Genomic DNA, 16,654 nt, shown 5'->3' on the forward strand with positions numbered 1-16,654 from the left:
CTTGGGCACGATGCAGCGTTCGATGCCGAGTTTTTCGCAGAGTCTTGCCGCGTGGAGAGGAGCAGCGCCGCCAAAGGCGATCATCAGATTGTCGGAAATGTTCTTGCCGTTCTCGACCGCGTGGACGCGGGCGGCATTGGCCATGTTCTCGTCCACCACCTCGCAGATGCCGAAGGCCGTCGACATGGCGTTAAGCGACAGGCGTTCGCCGACATCGCGCAGGATCGCCTGTTCGGAGGCCGCCGTGTCGAGACGGATCGCACCGCCGGCAAAATTATCGGGGTCGAGCTTGCCCAGCACCAGGTCGGCGTCGGTGATCGCCGGACGCTTGCCGCCGCGGCCGTAACAGGCAGGCCCGGGCTCCGATCCGGCACTTTCCGGCCCGGTCTGGATGCGGCCCATGGCGTCGACCCAGGCGAGGGAGCCTCCGCCGGCGCCGATCTCGATCATCTCGATGACCGGGATCGAGATCGGCATGCCCGAGCCTTTGCAGAAGCGGTAGGTGCGCGCCACTTCGAAGGTTCTGGCCGTGCGCGGCGCAAAGTCCTCGATCAGGCAGATCTTCGCGGTGGTGCCGCCCATATCGTAAGAGACGACCTTTTCCAGGCCGAAGCGCCTGGCGATATCGGCTGCGAAAATGGCGCCGCCGGCCGGACCTGATTCGACCAGGCGCACGGGAAATTCGGAAGCCGTTTCCACCGAGATCAGGCCACCGCCCGAATGGATCATGAAGACCGGGCATTCGGCGCCCATCTCCTTCAGCCGCGTCTGGAAGCGGGCGAGATAGTCGGCCATTTGCGGCCGCACATAGGCATTGGCGCAGACCGTGTTGAAGCGCTCGAACTCGCGCATCTGCGGCGAGACTTCGGCGCTGATCGAGATCGGGATGTTCAGTTTGCGCGACAGGATTTCGCGCGCGCGGCACTCGTGAGCCGGATTGGTGTAGGCGTGGATGAAGCCGATCGCCACCGAGCCGAAGCCGCTCGCCGCGATCCGTCCGGCAATCTTTTCCAGGGCGGCTTCGTCGAGCGGCTGCAACTCCTGTCCCTCGGCGCCGATGCGGCCCTTGACGGTGAAGCGATGCTCGCGCGGGATCAGCGGCGTCGGCAGTTGCAGGTTCAGATCATATTGCTCGAAACGGTTTTCGGTCCGCATCTCGATCACGTCGCGAAAACCTTCGGTCGTGACCAGCGCGGTCTTGGCGCCGCGCCGCTCGATCAGGGCGTTGGTGGCGAGCGTCGTGCCGTGGATGATGATGCCGATCTCGGCAGGCGAAATCCCGGCATCGCGGGTGACGACGGCGATGCCGTCGAGGATCGCCTGCTCGGGCGCCGCATAATTGGTCAGCACCTTGGTGGAGAACAGCGTTCCCCTGAGCTCGAGGGCAATGTCGGTGAACGTGCCGCCTATGTCAGCACCAAGACGGGTGTCGGCGGTTCCGGAGTTCATGCCTTGGCCTTCTGCGAAGCGAGCGCTGCTTCGCGCATCTGGGATAGGGTCTGCCGGGGCGTCAGCGCTTCGGGCGAGATGGCGATGTCTAGAATGGCGCCGGTCGTCGAGGTGAGTGCGCGGCCGAAGGCGGCAGCGAAATCCCCCGTGGAGTCGACCCGCTCGGCGTGGAAGCCATAGGCCTTCGCCAGCATGACGAAGTCGGGGTTTTCGAGCGAGGTTCCGGAGACACGGGCCGGATAGTGGCGCTTCTGATGCGCGCGGATAGTGCCGTAAATGCCGTTTTTGACAATGAGCGCGTCCGCCTGCATGGCGGTCCCGAGCTCCTGGCAGTTTATCTGGAAATCGCTGTCGCCGGCAAAGCAGACACCGTGCGCGTGGGGTATGCGACCTACGCGGCGGTCTCGACCGCCATAGCGGATCATGTTTCTGCATCCTCGAGATTGGCGGCAAGCGAGCCGCCTGCCTTGTTTCAGATCTACACTTGCACTCCCGCGGGTCGGGGCGAAATCAAGAAATATGGTTCATTCGAAAGTTTTTCTTTACGGTGTTGAACGTACCAGCACAGCTTGACTCATCGTGGCCAGTGATCGAGTGCGCCCTTAAACCGCGCTATACCCTCGCACTGCACCGAGCTGCGTTGCGGCAGGCGATAGCGACCGTGGTGCAGCAGGCCACGCTCGCAAAGCTGCCGTCATGTCGGTAGCCAGCACCGACAGCGGCTTGGGAAACGCGCCAGCCTTTCGGCACGAGACTCTCGTGCAATGAGGCGATGGAAATCCTCGGGAGATCTGATGCTGTGCGGCTTCGGAGCATTCTGCATTCGAATGCTGCCTAATGTCCCAGCACCTGCGCCAAAAACTGCTTGGTACGATCACTTTTCGGTGCGCTGAAAAACTGTTCCGGCGGCGACTGTTCGATGATCTCGCCGCCATCCATGAAGACCACCCGGTCGGCGACCCGGCGGGCAAAGCCCATCTCATGCGTGACGCAGATCATCGTCATGCCTTCGGAGGCGAGCGTCACCATGACGTCGAGCACTTCGGCGATCATTTCCGGATCGAGCGCCGAGGTCGGCTCGTCGAACAGCATGATCTGCGGCTGCATGCACAGCGCCCGCGCGATCGCCACCCGCTGCTGCTGGCCGCCAGAAAGCTGGTTGGGAAACTTCATGGCCTGCTCGGGAATGCGGACCTTCTCCAGATAGTGCCGGGCGGTTGCCTCTGCCTGCGCTCGCGGCTGCTTGCGCACAATCATCGGCGACAGCATGCAGTTCTCCAGCACCGTCATGTGCGGAAACAGGTTGAAGTGCTGGAACACCATGCCGACCTCCCGCCTGATCCCGTCAATGTTGCCGACATCGTCGTTGAGCTCGGTTCCAAGCACTGTGATGCGGCCGCCATTGTGCTGTTCGAGACGATTGATGCAGCGGATCATGGTCGACTTGCCGGAGCCCGAGGGGCCGCAGATGACGATCTTCTCTCCGCGCTTCACGGACAGGTTCACCTTTCGCAGCGCGTGGAACGTCCCGTAATATTTGTCGAGGTTTTCGATCAGGACCGCAGGTCCGGCCGATTGGGTCGACTTGCCTGAAATCACGTCCGCGCCTCCCTATCGTTCGCTGACCGACATGCGGCGTTCAAGGAAGGCGCCGTAGCGGGACAGGCTGAAAACGAAGACGAAGTAGATGAAGGCGATGAAGGCGTAGACCTCAACATAGGCGAAGCGCCACTCGCCGGTGCCATAGGCGGCATTGCCGGAAGCCAGGATCTCGAAGAAGCCGACGATGATCACCAGTGAGGTCTCCTTGAACGCGACCACGAACTGGTTGATCGTTGCTGGCAAGGCGTTGCGCATGGCCTGTGGCAGAAGAACGCGGCCGATGCGCTGCCGGTAGCTCATGCCGAGCGCCATGGCTGCCTCCTCCTGTCCCGTGGGAACGCCCTGCATGCCGCCGCGGACAATCTCGGCCTGATAGGCCGCGAAGAACAGCGCCATGCCGATGATGACGCGGTAGAGCTTGTCGCCCTGCAGCCAGCCCGGCAATGCAAAAGGTAGTACGATGGCAAAGGTGAACAGGATGGAGACCAGTGGCAGTGAACGCACCGCGTCGATGATCAGGCCGGTGGTGCGCGAAATGCACGGCAGTTCCGACCGGCGCAGCAAGGCCAGGCAGATCGCCAGCGGGAAGCCGATCAGGCAGGTAGTGACGAAGATGAACAGGGTCAGCGCGAGTCCGCCCCACATTTCTTCACCGATGTAAGGCAAGCCGAGGATGCCGCCCTTCATCAGCACGTAAAAGGAAAGTGTTCCGGCGACCCAGAGAAAACCGAGGCGAGTGCCAGTCCAGAACGCCGGCAGGCAGCTGAGTAACGTCATTAGGACGACGACCACGCAGGCCAGGGCCGACCGCCACTGAGCTTCGAACGGGTAGAGGCCGAACATGATCAGGCGCCAGCGCGCATTGATAACCGACCAGCACGCGCCGCGCGCCGCGTGGCAGGCGTCCGGTCCCTTACTTGCGTCGAAGACGGCAGAAAGCAGAGCCCAATCGAGCAGCTTCCAGACGACGAACACCATCACGCCCAAGCAGATCAGCGATACCGTCGCCTGCATGGGTGTTGCAAAGAAGCGGCGCTTCAAATCCTGCAGGGCAGTGGGGCGCGGCGGGGCCATCTCGCTCATGGCTCAGCTCCGCAACCGATTGCCTTTAAGGGCAATCGCATTGTTGATACGGTTGAAGATTGCAGCGAGCGACAGATTGATGACCAGGAAGCCGGCCATAAGGATGCCGATCGCTTCGATCGTCTGGCCTGAATTGTTGATGGTGAGCGCCACGATCATGAAGAAGTCCGTGAAACCGACGGCGATGCCCATGGTGGTCGCTTTCATCAGCCAGACATATTGGTTGGCGAGGATTGGCAGCATGGCGCGCAGCGCCAGCGGCAGCCGCACCAGCGTGAACACCCGCCACGGGCTCAGGCCCAGCGAGAGCGCCGCTTCCATCTGCCCCTTTCCGACAGACTTGAAGCCACCGCGCACGATCTCGGCGATGTAGGAGCCGCCATAGATCGCGATGGCGATGGCCAGCGCGGAAAACTCCGGTGGAATGCGCAGGCCGCCCCTGAGGTTCAGGCCCTGCAGCGCCGGAAAGTCGATGAACGGCACGTCGGGCAGGCGGCCGACCGCCAGAACGATCGCCGCGCAGGCGAGCGCTGCCGCAGCACTCGCGAACTGGGTGCCACGCCGCTGGCCGATTGCCTGGTTCAGCCGCGATGTGCTGCCCAGCCAGAGCGGCAGCACGATAGCGGCGACGAGGGCAACCAGGACCAGCGCCATTGTCACGCCGCCGACACTCGGGAACGGGATGTAGAGCCCCCGGCTGGTGAGTAAGAAGCCCCAGGCTTCATGCGCGGCGCGCGGCGGCGGCAAATGCGTGATCAGCGCGTACCAGAAGAAGACCTGTAGGATCAGCGGGATATTGCGGAAGATGTCGACATAGGTGCGGCCGAGCAGCTGCGCCAATTCGTTGGAGGAGGTACGTGCCAGGCCGACGATGGTGCCGACGATCGTCGCCAGCATCAGGCCGACGGTCCCCAGGAACAGTGTGTTGGTGATGCCGATGAGGAAGAACCACCAATAAGGATCGTTGGCCGTGGCCGGCAGCAGCGTGAAGTTCACGTCCCAGCCCGTCGACTTGAACAGGAAGTCGAAGCCGGAGGTGATCCCTTGCTCGGCCAGATTCCGCCGAGCGATCACAACTCCGGCAAGCACCAGGGCTGCGATCGAGCCGACATAGAGAACCTGCAACAGCGCGTTGCGGACCTTCTGATTTCTCAGCAGGCTGACCATCGATCAATCTCCCTCGAAATTGCCGTCGGCTCCGCCCGGCCAAGGCCGGGCAGAGGTTGCAACAGGATGCGTTAAGACCGGCTCAGTCGATGACCAGCGGGAACAGGACACCGCCATTGTTCCACAAATTGGTCAGCTCACGGTCCATCTTGTAGGGTGAATCCTTGCCGAGGTCGCGATCGAATATCTCGGCGTAATTGCCGACCTTCTTGATCACGTTGTAGGCCCAGTCGTCGGAGAGCCCGAGACCCTTGCCCATGCCTGGCGTGACGCCCAGGAACTTGGCCACCTGCGGCGAGGTCGGCTTGGCCTTGATCTCGGCTACATTCTTGGAGTTGATGCCTTCCTGCTCAGCGAAGAGCAAGGCGGAGAGCGTCCAGTTGGCGATGTCGACCCAGTTGTCGTCGCCTTGCCGCATGATCATCACTTCAGGCTCCACCGCGATCACGTCTGGCAAGATGGCATGGTCGTCGACCTTGCCTTTGGCGACGCGCGCGATTGCGAGTATTGGCCCCGTCTCGGCATACATGTCGCAGCGACCCGAGAAATAGGCCTGTTCGAGTTCCTCGGTCTTTTCGATGAGCACGGGCTCCAGCTTGATGCCGATCTTCTGCGAATAGGCGGCAACCTGCTGTTGGATGCTCGTCCCTGCGGCGATGCAGATCGTGCCCCCGTTGGCGTCTTTTAGCGATTTCAGATTGAGTTCCTTGTGCGCCATCACCTTGGTCGTGCCGAGGTAGTAGGACATCGAGAATTGCAACCCGAGTTCGGCGTCGCGGCTAAGCGTCCCCCCAGATGCCTTGATGATGATGTCGACATCGCCCGACTGCAACGCCGGCCAGCGCTGGGCCCAGCTGATCGGTACCACCTTAAGCTTGGCAGGATCACCGAACACGGCCGTGGCTACCGCCTTGCATAGGTCGATGTCCATACCCCTCCAGTTGCCTTTGTCGTCCACCTCGGCGAAGCCGAGGCGGGAGCCGTCATGGCCGGTGCAATTCAGCACACCGCGTGCCTTGACTGTTTCGAGTGTCTTGCCACCGGCGGCTTGCGCCGGCGCCGAAAAATGCACGAGGCCAAGGGCCAGGGCCGCAGCCCCCCATTTTATCGTTGTCATGGTGTTGTCTCCACTGTTGAGATTGTTCCGTTTCTTGTTGTTGGAGCCCTGAAAGAAACTTCCGAGGCTCGGTCTCGAAGCCGCGTCCTATTCGGAAAGCGGGTCGGTTTGTGCAACGGGATCGTGACGTCGCCTCGCCAGTCTTGCTGGGCCAGCCATCGATGCAGGGCGGCCACTGCCTTCACGCGCAGATGCCCGCGCGGGACGACAAGATAGAAGCCGGGTACTTCCTCCGGTCGCATATCGGCGATGGCGTCGCGGCCGATGGGCGCCATCAGCGTGCCCGTCCGAAAATCCTCCTCGGCGTCGATGACGGAAACCAGGCCCACGCCGATGCCTTGCAGGGTCGCCCGGCGCATGGTCGCCGCATCGTCGAAGCTGATGCTGCGGTCGCCTTCCGTCAGCTCGACGCCGAGATGCCGCAATATGTCTGGCCACAGGCGCTTCGCCTTGACCGTGTCGAGCAGCGTAAACCGCGTCAACTCATGCGCCGACTTGATCTTTTCGCCGATCGCCGGTGTGCAGCAGATAATTTTCGGGTCCGGCACCAACAGCGTGGTCTCGTAGTCTGGCCAGTTGCCGTAGCCCCACTGCACCGTCATATCGATATCGTCACGCCCGAAATCGGGCAGGTCGACCATCGTCGTCAGCCGCAGATCCGCGCCCGGCAGGATTTCCCGGAACAGCGAAAGCCTGGGCAGCAGATAGTGCGTGGCGAAATAAGGACTTGCATTCAGGTTGATGCGGTCGCGGTAGGTCGATTTGGTGACACGGCGCACACCTTCCGAAAACTCGTCGAAGCCGGCTTTGATATAGTGCGATAGCAGGGTGGCGGACTCGGTCAGTTCGATCGACCGGCCTTTTCGCTCGAACAGCGTCACCTGGAGCGTGTCTTCCAGAAGCTTGATCTGCTGGCCGACTGCTTGCGGCGTGACCAGCAATTCATCCGCAGCCTGCCGAAAGCTCTTGTGCTGCGCCACGGCGTGGAAGACGCGAAGCGCGTTCAGCGACGGAAGGCGCAGCTTGCCGGTCATCGAAAATTCCGCTCCTTTCGCTCGAGGCTCCGTTGATCATGCACTGCTGTATTCAGCCACCGCCGGTTGCGGAAAGCCGCCTCACGCGTAGATATAACCACCTGAAACAATTACGTTTTCTCCGGTCATGTAAGTATATTTGGGGCCACCCGTCATCAGAACCCACTCGGCAATCTCCGTAGGCTCGGCACCGCGACCCAGCGGACTTGCCTTGGCCAGTTCCTCGAGGAAGCCGAGGGCCTTGGCCCGCTCCGTAGCCATGCCTGCGAGGGCTACCGAATTCACCAGGATTCCATGTTTTGCGACGTCATGGGCAAAGGAGCGCGTCAGGCTGACCACGGCGGCCTTGGTTGCCGCATAGTGGGCGTTCTGCGGATGTGCCTTGAAAGCGTCGACAGAGGTCAGGTTGACGATCCGCCCGCGCACATGGCTCTTCGGCTCCTGCGACTGCATGTGGCGAACGACTGCCACCATCATGTGATAGGTGCCCTTGATGTTGATGCCATTGGAGGCATCCCAATCGGCGTCGCTGATCTCGAGGAGCGGGCGGCGAGGATAGATCGCGGCGCAATTGATCAGCGTGTCGATACGCCCGAGCTTCGAAACGATGGCGTCGAAGGCGGCGTGGCACTGAGGGCCGACCTGGATGTCGCATGGGGCGGTCGCGGTGGGCAGGCCGTTAGCCTTTGCCGGCGCGAGAGCGGCTTCGGTGGCGTCCTGGTTGATGTCGATGATGCCGATCTTTGCCGCCCCGGCATCAACCGCTATTTGTGCCAAAAGCGCGCCGAGGCCGGCGCCGCCGCCAACGATCAGAACGGGAAGATCCTTCATTCCAGTTTCCTTACTTGGTGCCGCTTGGCGAGGTCGGCCAGGTCGGCATGATGTCGAAACGGGTAACGTCAGCCCATACGGGCAGGCTGAGTACCGCGACGACCATTCTGGCCAAATCATCCGGCTGCACCACTTTGCTGGCGTACATGGCGGCGCGCGCCTTGGCGTCGAGGATGTCCTGGTAGAGCTGCGTCTCGACACGGCCGGCGACGATCTCGGTGACGCGTATGCCTGATGGGGAGAGGTCGGCGCGCAACGCGGCGGCAAAGCCTGATATCGCCGCCTTGGTGGCCGAATAAACGGCAATGTTGGAATAGGCCGCGTGGCCTGCCGTGGAGCCGGTGAACAGGATGTGGCCGGATTGCCGCTCGCGCATCTGCGGAACGACGAGGCGGGGGAGCATGATCGCCGCGCTGAGGTTCACCTCCAGCGTGGTGTCGATGTCTGATATCTTCATGTCGGCGAAATTGCACAGCGGCGGCATGATCCCGGCATTGTTGATCAGCACATCGATGGTCAGATCCGCAAGAACCGCCTCCAACGCCTCGCGGTCGGTGACGTCGACGGCGATGGGCACGATGCCGGATCGTTCCGCCTGCAACTCCTTGAGCGCGGACTGGCTGCGCCCGACCGCATAGACGTCATAGCCGGCGTCGCTCAGTGCGATCGCCATGGCCCGGCCTATGCCGCTCGTCGCACCTGTGATGAAGGCTGTCGTCACGTGAAGCTCTCCAATTATACGGCGTCAGTGTGCGGCCTTGACCGATCCTGCGAAACCAAGAAAACCAGCAAAAAGAAAAGATGAGCTTTCGGTTGCCTTGGATATTAACCCTCGCCTTGTAAGGCATTGTCCCTTGTCAGACGGTTGGGGCGGGCCTCTTCATGTCGGTGAAAAGCAAGGCCGCGGCAGCCTTCTGCTCCGCCTCTGTCGCCTCGACGCCGGAAGCCCGGGCCAGCGCGCGCACACGCCCGAGGCTATTGTGCAAATGCTTGCGCATGGCCTGGCGCGCGGCGCGGCTATCTTGTCTTTCGATGGCGTCGACGATGGCTTTGTGCTCGTTGTGGATGCGCGTGTAGTAGCTGTCCTTGCGCTCTGGCGTGACCACGTAGCCGAGCTGAAAGCGGGGAACGATCATCGGCCTGAGATAAGCCAGGAAACCGTGGATGAATTCGTTGCGTGCCGCCCTGGCGATCGCCAGGTGTAAATCATAGTCGTAGTGGATCTGGACGACAGCCGGATCCGCCTGCTGGGCGTCGACCTGTTCCATCAGCGCTCGGATGCCGCTCGCTTCCGCGTCGGTTCGCCGTTCGGCGCAGAGCCCGGCGGACTCTACCTCGACACTCAACCTCAGTTCGAGCAGAGCGATGGTTTCCGGCAAGGTCCTCAACGCCTCGTCCGGGATCGAGAAATTGCGCGGCGCCGGCGTTTCGCTGACGAACATGCCGCGGCCCTGCTGCGGCACCACCATGCCGTCAGAGCGCAGCCGCGCCACCGCTTCCCGCACCACCGTGCGGCTGACATCGTATTCGGCGCAAAGCTCTGCCTCGGTCGGCAGTTGCGCGCCGGGAAGCAACGATCCTGATCGGATCTTTTCGGACAGGCTCTCCGCCACGACGGTGGAAAGCGGCTTGCGTTTTGTCATCAATCTACCTCGATCCCTGGCCAGATTCGCGTGATGCCCGAGTCGGCATGACCATTCAAACCGCCGCGGTGACGATCAGCTCGACCAGCATTCCGGGCTTGGCCATGCGTGCTTGGCCCGAGGAGCGCGCGGGTGCGTGCTCCTTTGGCATCCAGGCGTCCCATACCGTATTGACCTCGTCGAAATCCCTGACGTCGTCCAGCCACATCTGAACGTGAAGAATATGGGTCTTGTCGGTGCCCGCCTTGGCCAGCAATGTGTCGATCTTGGTCAAGGCCTCAAGCATCTGGTCGGCCGCCGACTGGCCCGGCCTGGCGACCTGGCCGGTCAGGTAAAGAGTGCCATTGTGAATGACGCCGTGGTGGATACGGGTGTCGAATTCGAAACGTTTTATAGCGGTCATAGTTTTCTCTCGTCAGCTTGCCGGCGCGCGCCGGATAGGATTGCCCTGCAGGTATTGCGCGTAGGGCGCTTGAACCAGCCAGCCGGCGTCGACAGGCAAGGTCACGCCGGTAATCGAGGCGGCGCGATCGGAGCAAAGAAAGAGCGCTGCCTCGGCGATATCGCGCGGCTCGACGAAGCGGCGCAGCGCTGTGGTGGCCTGTATCGCTTCCGGGTTCCGCTCGCCCTGGGCGATCTTCGCTGTCAGTCCATCCGACAGCGTGTAGCCGGGAGCCACGGCATTCACACGTACTCCATGCGGACCAAGCTCGGCAGCAAGGATTTGCGTCAGCGCCAACACGGCATGCTTTCCGGGTGTGTAAGCCGGCAGTGACAGCGGCGCGAAGGAGGCTAGCGAGCCGACGTTTAGGATGGCTCCGCGACCGGCAGCCGACATCAGCCGACCAAATACCTGGCAACCTACTAGCGTGCCGCGATAGTTGATCCGCCACATCTGTTCGTCCTCGTCTAACGCCTGGTCGAGCACGTGCTTGCCGCTCTGCAGAATGCCGGCGCAATTTACAACGACCTGGGGGGCGCCGAGCGCATTCGCGACTTCGCTTCCGAGCGCTTCGACGGAGGTGGGATCGCCAACATCGACCTGGACAAAAAGTGCGCTCGGGGCGCCAGCAATCCCACAGGCCTGAGCCGTTTTCTTGCCCCGTTCAGCGTGCCTGCCCGCGATAACGACTTGATAGCCGTCGCCCGCGAAGCGTAGCGCGATCGCGCGTCCGATGCCGGCCGTTCCGCCGATGACGACTGCCGTCATTGCTTCAGCCATTGCGGCGTTCCTTTCGTTCGACGTCGAAGAATTCGGCCATGCCGCGCACCTGATAGTCCATCATCGGCCGACCGGGCTGCACCTTGCATCCCATTTCCCGAGCCTTCTTGAGCAGCGCCGTCTCCGCAGGCTCCATGATGATATCGACGACAGTCATGCTGGGCGTCAGCCTTGTGACATCGAGCGGGAAAGGATCGCCGGCGTGCATGCCGACAGGCGTTGCGTTGACGACCAGATCCATTCCGGACGGATCGGCGCTGCTGACGGTGATGCGACAGTCGGGGAACGCCTTAGCAGCAAGTGCGGCAACATGTTCGGCGCGATTGCGATCGACATCGGTCAGGTGGATCTCCCCGACACCAGCCTCGGCAAGACAACAGGCGATTGACGCACCTGCTCCTCCCGCTCCGACTTGCAACGCCTTGCGGCCGGTGAAATCGTAGTTGGCGGCTTTCAGCGCAGCGATGAAGCCGACGCCATCGAAATTGTCGGCGTACCAGCTGTCGTCCGCGAGACGACGCACCGTGTTCGCGCTTTGAACCCGCATTGCGCGATCATGACCGCCGGCGCATTTGTGATAAGCAGCAACCTTGAAAGGCACTGAGATGATGGCGCCGCGCACGTTTTCGGCCGCCGTCAGGCCTGCCCAGAACGTATCGAAATCTTCTGGTCTGCAGCTCATCGGCACCATTAGACTGTCGAGGCCTTTTTGCTCGAAGAGTTCGTTGAACATACCGGGGCTTTTTGCATGGCTCACCGGATGGGCCAGCATGACGAACACATCCGCTTTGCCAGTTCCGCGCATCTTCTCAGTCCTTTCCCTTCGACAATTGATGGTCGCTGAGCAACTCAAGCACCCGAACTAGTGACGAATGATCCGCTTCAGCGCCTCCACACGCGGCGCAGGCATTCATCAGTTGCTGAGCGGTTGCGGTGTTAGGCAGGGCAACCCCAAGCGCCCGTGCACTCTCCAGCGCCAGACCGAGGTCTTTCTGGTGTAGCCGGACTCGAAAGCCCGGGCTGAAACTGCGCTCGATCATGCGCTTGCCATGAACTTCCAAAATGCGCGATGCCGCAAAGCCGCCCATCAGCGCGCTATGCACTTTTGCTGGATCGCATCCCGCTTTGCTGGCGAAGACCAGCGCTTCGGCAACCGCCTCGATATTGAGTGCAACGATGATCTGGTTCGCAATCTTGCAAGTCTGGCCGTCGCCATTCTTTTCGCCGATCAGGGTGATGTTCTTGCCCAGCCTATCGAAGATCGGCCGTGCGCGCTCGAACTCGGCGAGCGGCCCGCCGACCATGATTGTGAGGCTCGCGGCCTTGGCGCCGACCTCGCCACCCGATACCGGCGCGTCGAGATAGCCGGCTCCCATCCTTCGGATCGTAGACGCGAGCTCCACCGTGGCGATCGGGCTGATAGAACTCATGTCGATCACCAGCTTGCCGGCCGACAGCCCTTGGAGCACGCCGTTCTGTTCTATTAGCACGCTCTGCACGTCGCGCGTGTCGGGCAGCATCGTGATGATGACTTCGGACGATTGCGCCACCTCGGCAGGAGATTGAACCACCAAAGCGTTAAGGTCGCTCGGCAGAGGCGAACGGTTCAGGACGGTGATGATCTGGTGTCCGGCATCGGCGAGATGCTGCGCCATCGGCGCACCCATAACGCCCAAACCGATGAACCCAACTTTCATGCAACCCCCGGACTTTGAGTATCTTGCGGTGCTGTCTTCCCGTATGATATAGGACATCATACAAATTTCAATCTTTCTTTTAGTCGGAGATCGAGCAGATGCAGGAGCGCGTCAATTTGCTGAGGGCGGCGCTAAAAGACGGGCGACCTCAGATCGGCATATGGTGTTCGTTGGCGTCAGCGCTCTCCACGGAAATCGTCGCTGGTTCCGGAGCGGGCTGGGTTCTGATCGACGGTGAGCACGGTCCGAATGACGTGCGCAGCATTATGGTGCAACTACAGGTCGCGGCAGCTTTTCCCTGTGAAGCTGTTGTGCGCCTGCCGTCTGACGACGCGAACCTGATCAAGCAGGCCTTAGATGTCGGCGCTCGCAGCCTGATGGTCCCTAATGTGCGGACGGCGGACCAAGCACGCAACATCGTCACAGCCACGAGGTACGCGCCAGGCGGGTTTCGCGGCTTCTCCGTCGGTCATCGTGCCAACGCGTTCGGCCGGATCGCCGGCTACCATGCCAAGGCAGGCGAGCAGCAGCTTCTTGCTGTTCAGATCGAGGATGAGACTGGTGTGGCCAATGCGGCCGCCATTGCTGCTATCGACGGAGTCGACGTTCTTTTCGTTGGGCCAGGCGATCTTTCCGCCAATATGGGTGCGATGGGCAATCCAGGGGCAACGCATGTGCAGGAGGCCATTGCGTCAGTGCGCAAGGCCGCTGCCGAGGCAGGCAAGGCTAGCGGAATCCTGGCACCGGCGAATGCTGACGCAAACCGCTATCTGTCTGACGGCTTCACCATGGTTGCCGTCGGATCGGATCTGGGTTTGCTGGCGCGCGGCACGGACGTCTTGGTCGCCTCTTTCAACCAATAGACTGAAGGCTGAACAGTGGCGATTCCTCCCTATAAAGCGCCATCGCGGAGTGGCTACGATATCGTCATCGTCGGCGGAGCGGTGATCGGCTCGTCGACCGCGTACTGGCTGAGCCGGGCGCTGGGCGGCGGCGCCTCGATCCTCGTGGTCGAGCGTGACTCAAGTTACGAATTTTCATCTACGGCGCTGTCCACCAGCGCTATCCGCCAGCAATACTCCAACCCAATCAATGTGAAGATCAGCCAATTCGGTATCGAGGTCATTCGTGGCTTTCAGGAGCGGATGGCGCCCTTCTACAAGGATGAGCCGCCGCCCGAACTTGGTTTCAAGGAACATGGCTATCTCTATTGCTGCTCGCCCGAAGGCGTAGAGGCTGCGTTGGAGAGGGTCAGACTACAGCGCAGCCTTGGCGCTCACACGGTTTTCCTCCAGCCTGGTCCGTTGAAGGAGCGCTTCCCCTGGCTGAACGTCGAAGATTTAGGCGGTGCCTCCTGGGGCTCGCGCGACGAGGGCTGGTTCGATTCCATGGGCTTGATGAATGGGTTTCGCCGCGCCGCGCGTGCCAGCGGGGTCGAATATATCGACAACGCTGTTACCGGACTGACGCTTGCCGAGGGGCGGGTTGTGTCTGCACGTCTCGCGACCGGCGATTCGGTCGCCTGTGGAACACTGGTCAATGCCGCGGGCCCGCGCGCGCAACAGGTCGCTGTAATGGCCGGCCTGTCCATTCCCGTTGCGCCCTACAAACGCTACAGTTTTGTCTTCGCCAGCGCCAATCCTATCCCGGGCCAGATGCCCAATGTCATCGATCTGTCAGGAACCTTCGTGCGGCCGGAAGGCGAGCTTTTCCTTACCGGCAATACGCCTCAGGGCGATGGACCTGCAGATTACGACGATTTTGAAATGCGCTTCGAGGAGTTCGATGACTTCATCTGGCCGGCACTATGGCACCGCATTCCTGCTTTCGACGCCTTGAAAGTTCAGACCAGTTGGACCGGCCACTACGAATACAACATGCTGGATCACAACGGCATCGTTGGCTTTCATCCTGAGTTGGAAAACTTCATGTTCGCCAACGGCTTTTCCGGCCACGGCCTACAGCAGTCGCCGGCCGTTGGCCGCGCGGTGTCAGAATTGATCACACACGGCGCCTTCCAGACACTTGATTTGTCACCGTTCTGTTACGAGCGCATTTCTCGCAACGAACCGTTCCTCGAAGAAGCAGTAATTTAACGTTGCAGCTCCGGTGAACCATCGGAAACTTGATCGGGAGAAATAGATGCCGGGACCGTTCGTAATCCCCGTTCGGGGTGATGAAGACTTCCCTGCCGAAGTCGATGTCGTCGTAGTCGGGGCGGGAATAGTCGGCGCGTCTACGGCGCTGGAACTCGCGGAGGCGGGCCTTCGAGTCGCACTTAGCGACAAGGGCGGCGTAGGGCAGGAACAGTCCAGTCGAAATCTAGGCTGGATACGGATGACGCAGCGCGATCCGCGTGAGATCCCGCTGATGGCGGAGTCTCTACGAATCTGGGCGAATCTCGACAGGCGGACAGGTCGCGATACCGGGTTCAATCAGTGCGGACTGGTCTTTATCGAGTCTTCCGAAAAGAAGCTTACCCGCCATCTTCAGTGGTACAAGAATCTCGAGGGCTACCAGTTGACCTCGCAGGTTCTGAGCCCGTCTCAGTTGACCGATCTTATCGGCCCCCACGGCGTCGAGAACGCAGGCGCTTTTTATTCGCCATACGACTGTAGGGCTGAACCCCAGAAGGCAACATCGGCGATCGCGGAGGCTGCCCGTAAGAAAGGGGCATTCGTGCTTACAGAGTGTGCTGTCAGGGGATTTGAGACTACAAACGGGAAGATCACGGCAGCCATCACCGAACGAGGCACGATCAAATGTCGCTCCTTGGTCGTCGCTGCCGGCGGATGGACGAACCTCTTCTTGCGGCGCCACAATATCGATCTCCCGCAGGTGAACGTCCGCTCAACACTTCTGCGGACCTATCCGGTCGCCGGTGCACCCAATCAAAACCTAAACACGGACGAGTTCGGGTGGCGTAAGAGAGACGATGGCGGCTACAGTATAGGCGGCGGCCTATGGCGGACGGACCTCGTGCCGAACTCGTTTAGGTACCTGACGCGGTTTCTCCCCTTTACTACGACACGGGCCGTCAACCTGTCGTTCGGAGCGACGTTCTTCAAGGAAATGATGACCAGCAAGAACTGGTCCATGGATGACAAGAGCCCGTTTGAATATGAGCGGGTTGCCGATCCGACTCCCGTCTCTGGGACAGATGAACTTCTCGTGAAGGTGGCGAAGCGGTTTCCGGCTTTCGCAAACGCACGCATAAAGCAGCGATGGGCGGGCTACGTCGACTTCACACCAGATGCTGTTCCCACTCTTTCGGCAATTGACCAGGTTTCCGGCCTTCATGTCGCCACCGGCATGTCGGCGCACGGCTTTGGCATTGGGCCGGGTGCGGGCCGTTTGATGGCAGATCTGGTCACGGGGCGCACCCCGATAGTCGATCCGACTCCGTTCAGATTCTCAAGGTTTGCGGACGGAACGCCGATGCGGCCGATCAAGACCCTGTGACTGCTCCAACAGCGAGCGCCAACGCGATAGGTTTTCGTACCACCATGTTGCTGCGGCTCTCTGGGTCCGGCTGAGTGAATCTCAATTTGTGTCCACTTTTCAAAGGTAGCACTAGGTGATGTTTGGCGGCCTGAAGAATTCCGATGATCTTTGCTTTCTGCCGGCATGGCGACTCAGCGAGATGCGAGCGACAGGGGAGATTTCGTCCGCGGAAATTACGGGCGCCTATCTTTCGCGGATCGCAAAACTCGATAGCAAGCTTAATTCCTACGTCGAGGTTTTCACAGAGGAGGCGAGTGCAGCGGCAGCAGCCCTCGACGGAGCCAGGGATGGGCGAAATCGGAGCG

Annotated in this window: 17 protein-coding genes and 1 pseudogene; 4 read left to right on the forward strand and 14 right to left on the reverse strand. The window is 61.1% G+C overall.

Annotation, left to right across the window (positions count from 1 at the left end):
- The 14 genes from EN943_RS24635 to EN943_RS24700 form a co-directional block, all read right to left on the reverse strand.
- Positions 1-1,449 (reverse strand): hydantoinase/oxoprolinase family protein (locus tag EN943_RS24635; RefSeq protein ID WP_164778351.1); only part of this gene is annotated, 1,449 nt, incomplete at its 3' end.
- Positions 1,446-1,874 (reverse strand): thiamine pyrophosphate-dependent enzyme, encoded by a 429-nt coding sequence (locus tag EN943_RS24640; protein ID WP_127414996.1) that lies wholly within the window; start codon positions 1,872-1,874, stop codon positions 1,446-1,448. The genes EN943_RS24640 and EN943_RS24635, both read right to left, overlap by 4 nt.
- A 409-nt stretch (positions 1,875-2,283) precedes the next feature.
- Positions 2,284-3,048: an amino acid ABC transporter ATP-binding protein gene (locus EN943_RS24645; protein WP_164778352.1), complete on the reverse strand. Its 765-nt coding sequence runs from the start codon at positions 3,046-3,048 to the stop codon at positions 2,284-2,286.
- Between the two features lie 12 nt (positions 3,049-3,060).
- Positions 3,061-4,134, reverse strand: coding sequence for an amino acid ABC transporter permease (locus EN943_RS24650; protein ID WP_127414997.1), 1,074 nt, complete (start codon positions 4,132-4,134; stop codon positions 3,061-3,063).
- 3 nt (positions 4,135-4,137) lie between these two features.
- The gene (locus EN943_RS24655) at positions 4,138-5,301 is read right to left on the reverse strand and encodes an ABC transporter permease subunit (RefSeq protein WP_127414998.1); all 1,164 of its coding nucleotides are present in this window, start codon (positions 5,299-5,301) and stop codon (positions 4,138-4,140) included.
- Between the two features lie 82 nt (positions 5,302-5,383).
- Positions 5,384-6,418 (reverse strand): amino acid ABC transporter substrate-binding protein, encoded by a 1,035-nt coding sequence (locus tag EN943_RS24660; RefSeq protein ID WP_127414999.1) that lies wholly within the window; start codon positions 6,416-6,418, stop codon positions 5,384-5,386.
- Positions 6,415-7,452 carry a LysR substrate-binding domain-containing protein gene (locus EN943_RS24665; protein WP_245475956.1) on the reverse strand — a complete coding sequence of 346 codons (1,038 nt, stop codon included), beginning with the start codon at positions 7,450-7,452 and terminating at the stop codon, positions 6,415-6,417. Before EN943_RS24665 ends, EN943_RS24660 begins: the two co-directional genes overlap by 4 nt.
- An 81-nt stretch (positions 7,453-7,533) precedes the next feature.
- The gene (locus EN943_RS24670; RefSeq protein ID WP_127415000.1) at positions 7,534-8,283 is read right to left on the reverse strand and encodes an SDR family oxidoreductase; all 750 of its coding nucleotides are present in this window, start codon (positions 8,281-8,283) and stop codon (positions 7,534-7,536) included.
- A 10-nt stretch (positions 8,284-8,293) separates the two neighbouring features.
- On the reverse strand, positions 8,294-9,004 hold the full coding sequence (locus EN943_RS24675; RefSeq protein WP_127415001.1) for an SDR family oxidoreductase: 711 nt from the start codon (positions 9,002-9,004) through the stop codon (positions 8,294-8,296).
- A 136-nt stretch (positions 9,005-9,140) separates the two neighbouring features.
- Positions 9,141-9,926 (reverse strand): FadR/GntR family transcriptional regulator, encoded by a 786-nt coding sequence (locus EN943_RS24680; RefSeq protein ID WP_127415002.1) that lies wholly within the window; start codon positions 9,924-9,926, stop codon positions 9,141-9,143.
- 55 nt (positions 9,927-9,981) lie between these two features.
- Entirely contained in the window at positions 9,982-10,329 is a 348-nt protein-coding gene (locus EN943_RS24685; protein WP_127415003.1) for a RidA family protein, read from the reverse strand.
- A 12-nt stretch (positions 10,330-10,341) separates the two neighbouring features.
- Positions 10,342-11,136, reverse strand: coding sequence for an SDR family oxidoreductase (locus EN943_RS24690; RefSeq protein WP_245475957.1), 795 nt, complete (start codon positions 11,134-11,136; stop codon positions 10,342-10,344).
- A 4-nt stretch (positions 11,137-11,140) separates the two neighbouring features.
- A complete protein-coding gene (locus EN943_RS24695; RefSeq protein ID WP_127415005.1) occupies positions 11,141-11,953 on the reverse strand; it encodes a shikimate dehydrogenase in 813 nt (270 codons plus the stop codon).
- Between the two features lie 4 nt (positions 11,954-11,957).
- Entirely contained in the window at positions 11,958-12,845 is an 888-nt protein-coding gene (locus EN943_RS24700) for a 2-hydroxy-3-oxopropionate reductase (protein ID WP_127415006.1), read from the reverse strand.
- A 98-nt stretch (positions 12,846-12,943) separates the two neighbouring features.
- On the opposite strand from EN943_RS24700, the gene EN943_RS24705 reads away from it, so the two are divergent.
- From EN943_RS24705 to EN943_RS24720, 4 genes and pseudogenes are all read left to right on the forward strand, one after another.
- Positions 12,944-13,708 (forward strand): HpcH/HpaI aldolase/citrate lyase family protein, encoded by a 765-nt coding sequence (locus tag EN943_RS24705; RefSeq protein WP_127415007.1) that lies wholly within the window; start codon positions 12,944-12,946, stop codon positions 13,706-13,708.
- 15 nt (positions 13,709-13,723) lie between these two features.
- Positions 13,724-14,941, forward strand: coding sequence for an FAD-dependent oxidoreductase (locus EN943_RS24710; RefSeq protein ID WP_127415008.1), 1,218 nt, complete (start codon positions 13,724-13,726; stop codon positions 14,939-14,941).
- A 46-nt stretch (positions 14,942-14,987) separates the two neighbouring features.
- Positions 14,988-16,307 (forward strand): FAD-binding oxidoreductase, encoded by a 1,320-nt coding sequence (locus EN943_RS24715; RefSeq protein WP_127415009.1) that lies wholly within the window; start codon positions 14,988-14,990, stop codon positions 16,305-16,307.
- A 118-nt stretch (positions 16,308-16,425) separates the two neighbouring features.
- Positions 16,426-16,654: pseudogene (locus tag EN943_RS24720) on the forward strand (amidase family protein); the annotation flags it as partial.

It is taken from the genome of Mesorhizobium sp. M7A.F.Ca.US.006.01.1.1 (assembly GCF_003997935.1).
Taxonomy (GTDB): Bacteria; Pseudomonadota; Alphaproteobacteria; order Rhizobiales; family Rhizobiaceae; genus Mesorhizobium.

Excerpts from the sequence above, each read along its gene's own strand:
- EN943_RS24640 (WP_127414996.1), bottom strand. The coding sequence starts at position 1,874 with ATGATCCGCTATGGCGGTCGAGACCGCCGCGTAGGTCGCATACCCCAC.
- EN943_RS24650 (WP_127414997.1), bottom strand. The coding sequence starts at position 4,134 with ATGAGCGAGATGGCCCCGCCGCGCCCCACTGCCCTGCAGGATTTGAAG.
- EN943_RS24655 (WP_127414998.1), bottom strand. The coding sequence starts at position 5,301 with ATGGTCAGCCTGCTGAGAAATCAGAAGGTCCGCAACGCGCTGTTGCAG.
- EN943_RS24660 (WP_127414999.1), bottom strand. The coding sequence starts at position 6,418 with ATGACAACGATAAAATGGGGGGCTGCGGCCCTGGCCCTTGGCCTCGTG.
- EN943_RS24665 (WP_245475956.1), bottom strand. The coding sequence starts at position 7,452 with ATGACCGGCAAGCTGCGCCTTCCGTCGCTGAACGCGCTTCGCGTCTTC.
- EN943_RS24670 (WP_127415000.1), bottom strand. The coding sequence starts at position 8,283 with ATGAAGGATCTTCCCGTTCTGATCGTTGGCGGCGGCGCCGGCCTCGGC.
- EN943_RS24680 (WP_127415002.1), bottom strand. The coding sequence starts at position 9,926 with ATGACAAAACGCAAGCCGCTTTCCACCGTCGTGGCGGAGAGCCTGTCC.
- EN943_RS24685 (WP_127415003.1), bottom strand. The coding sequence starts at position 10,329 with ATGACCGCTATAAAACGTTTCGAATTCGACACCCGTATCCACCACGGC.
- EN943_RS24690 (WP_245475957.1), bottom strand. The coding sequence starts at position 11,136 with ATGACGGCAGTCGTCATCGGCGGAACGGCCGGCATCGGACGCGCGATC.
- EN943_RS24695 (WP_127415005.1), bottom strand. The coding sequence starts at position 11,953 with ATGCGCGGAACTGGCAAAGCGGATGTGTTCGTCATGCTGGCCCATCCG.
- EN943_RS24700 (WP_127415006.1), bottom strand. The coding sequence starts at position 12,845 with ATGAAAGTTGGGTTCATCGGTTTGGGCGTTATGGGTGCGCCGATGGCG.
- EN943_RS24705 (WP_127415007.1), top strand. The coding sequence starts at position 12,944 with ATGCAGGAGCGCGTCAATTTGCTGAGGGCGGCGCTAAAAGACGGGCGA.
- EN943_RS24715 (WP_127415009.1), top strand. The coding sequence starts at position 14,988 with ATGCCGGGACCGTTCGTAATCCCCGTTCGGGGTGATGAAGACTTCCCT.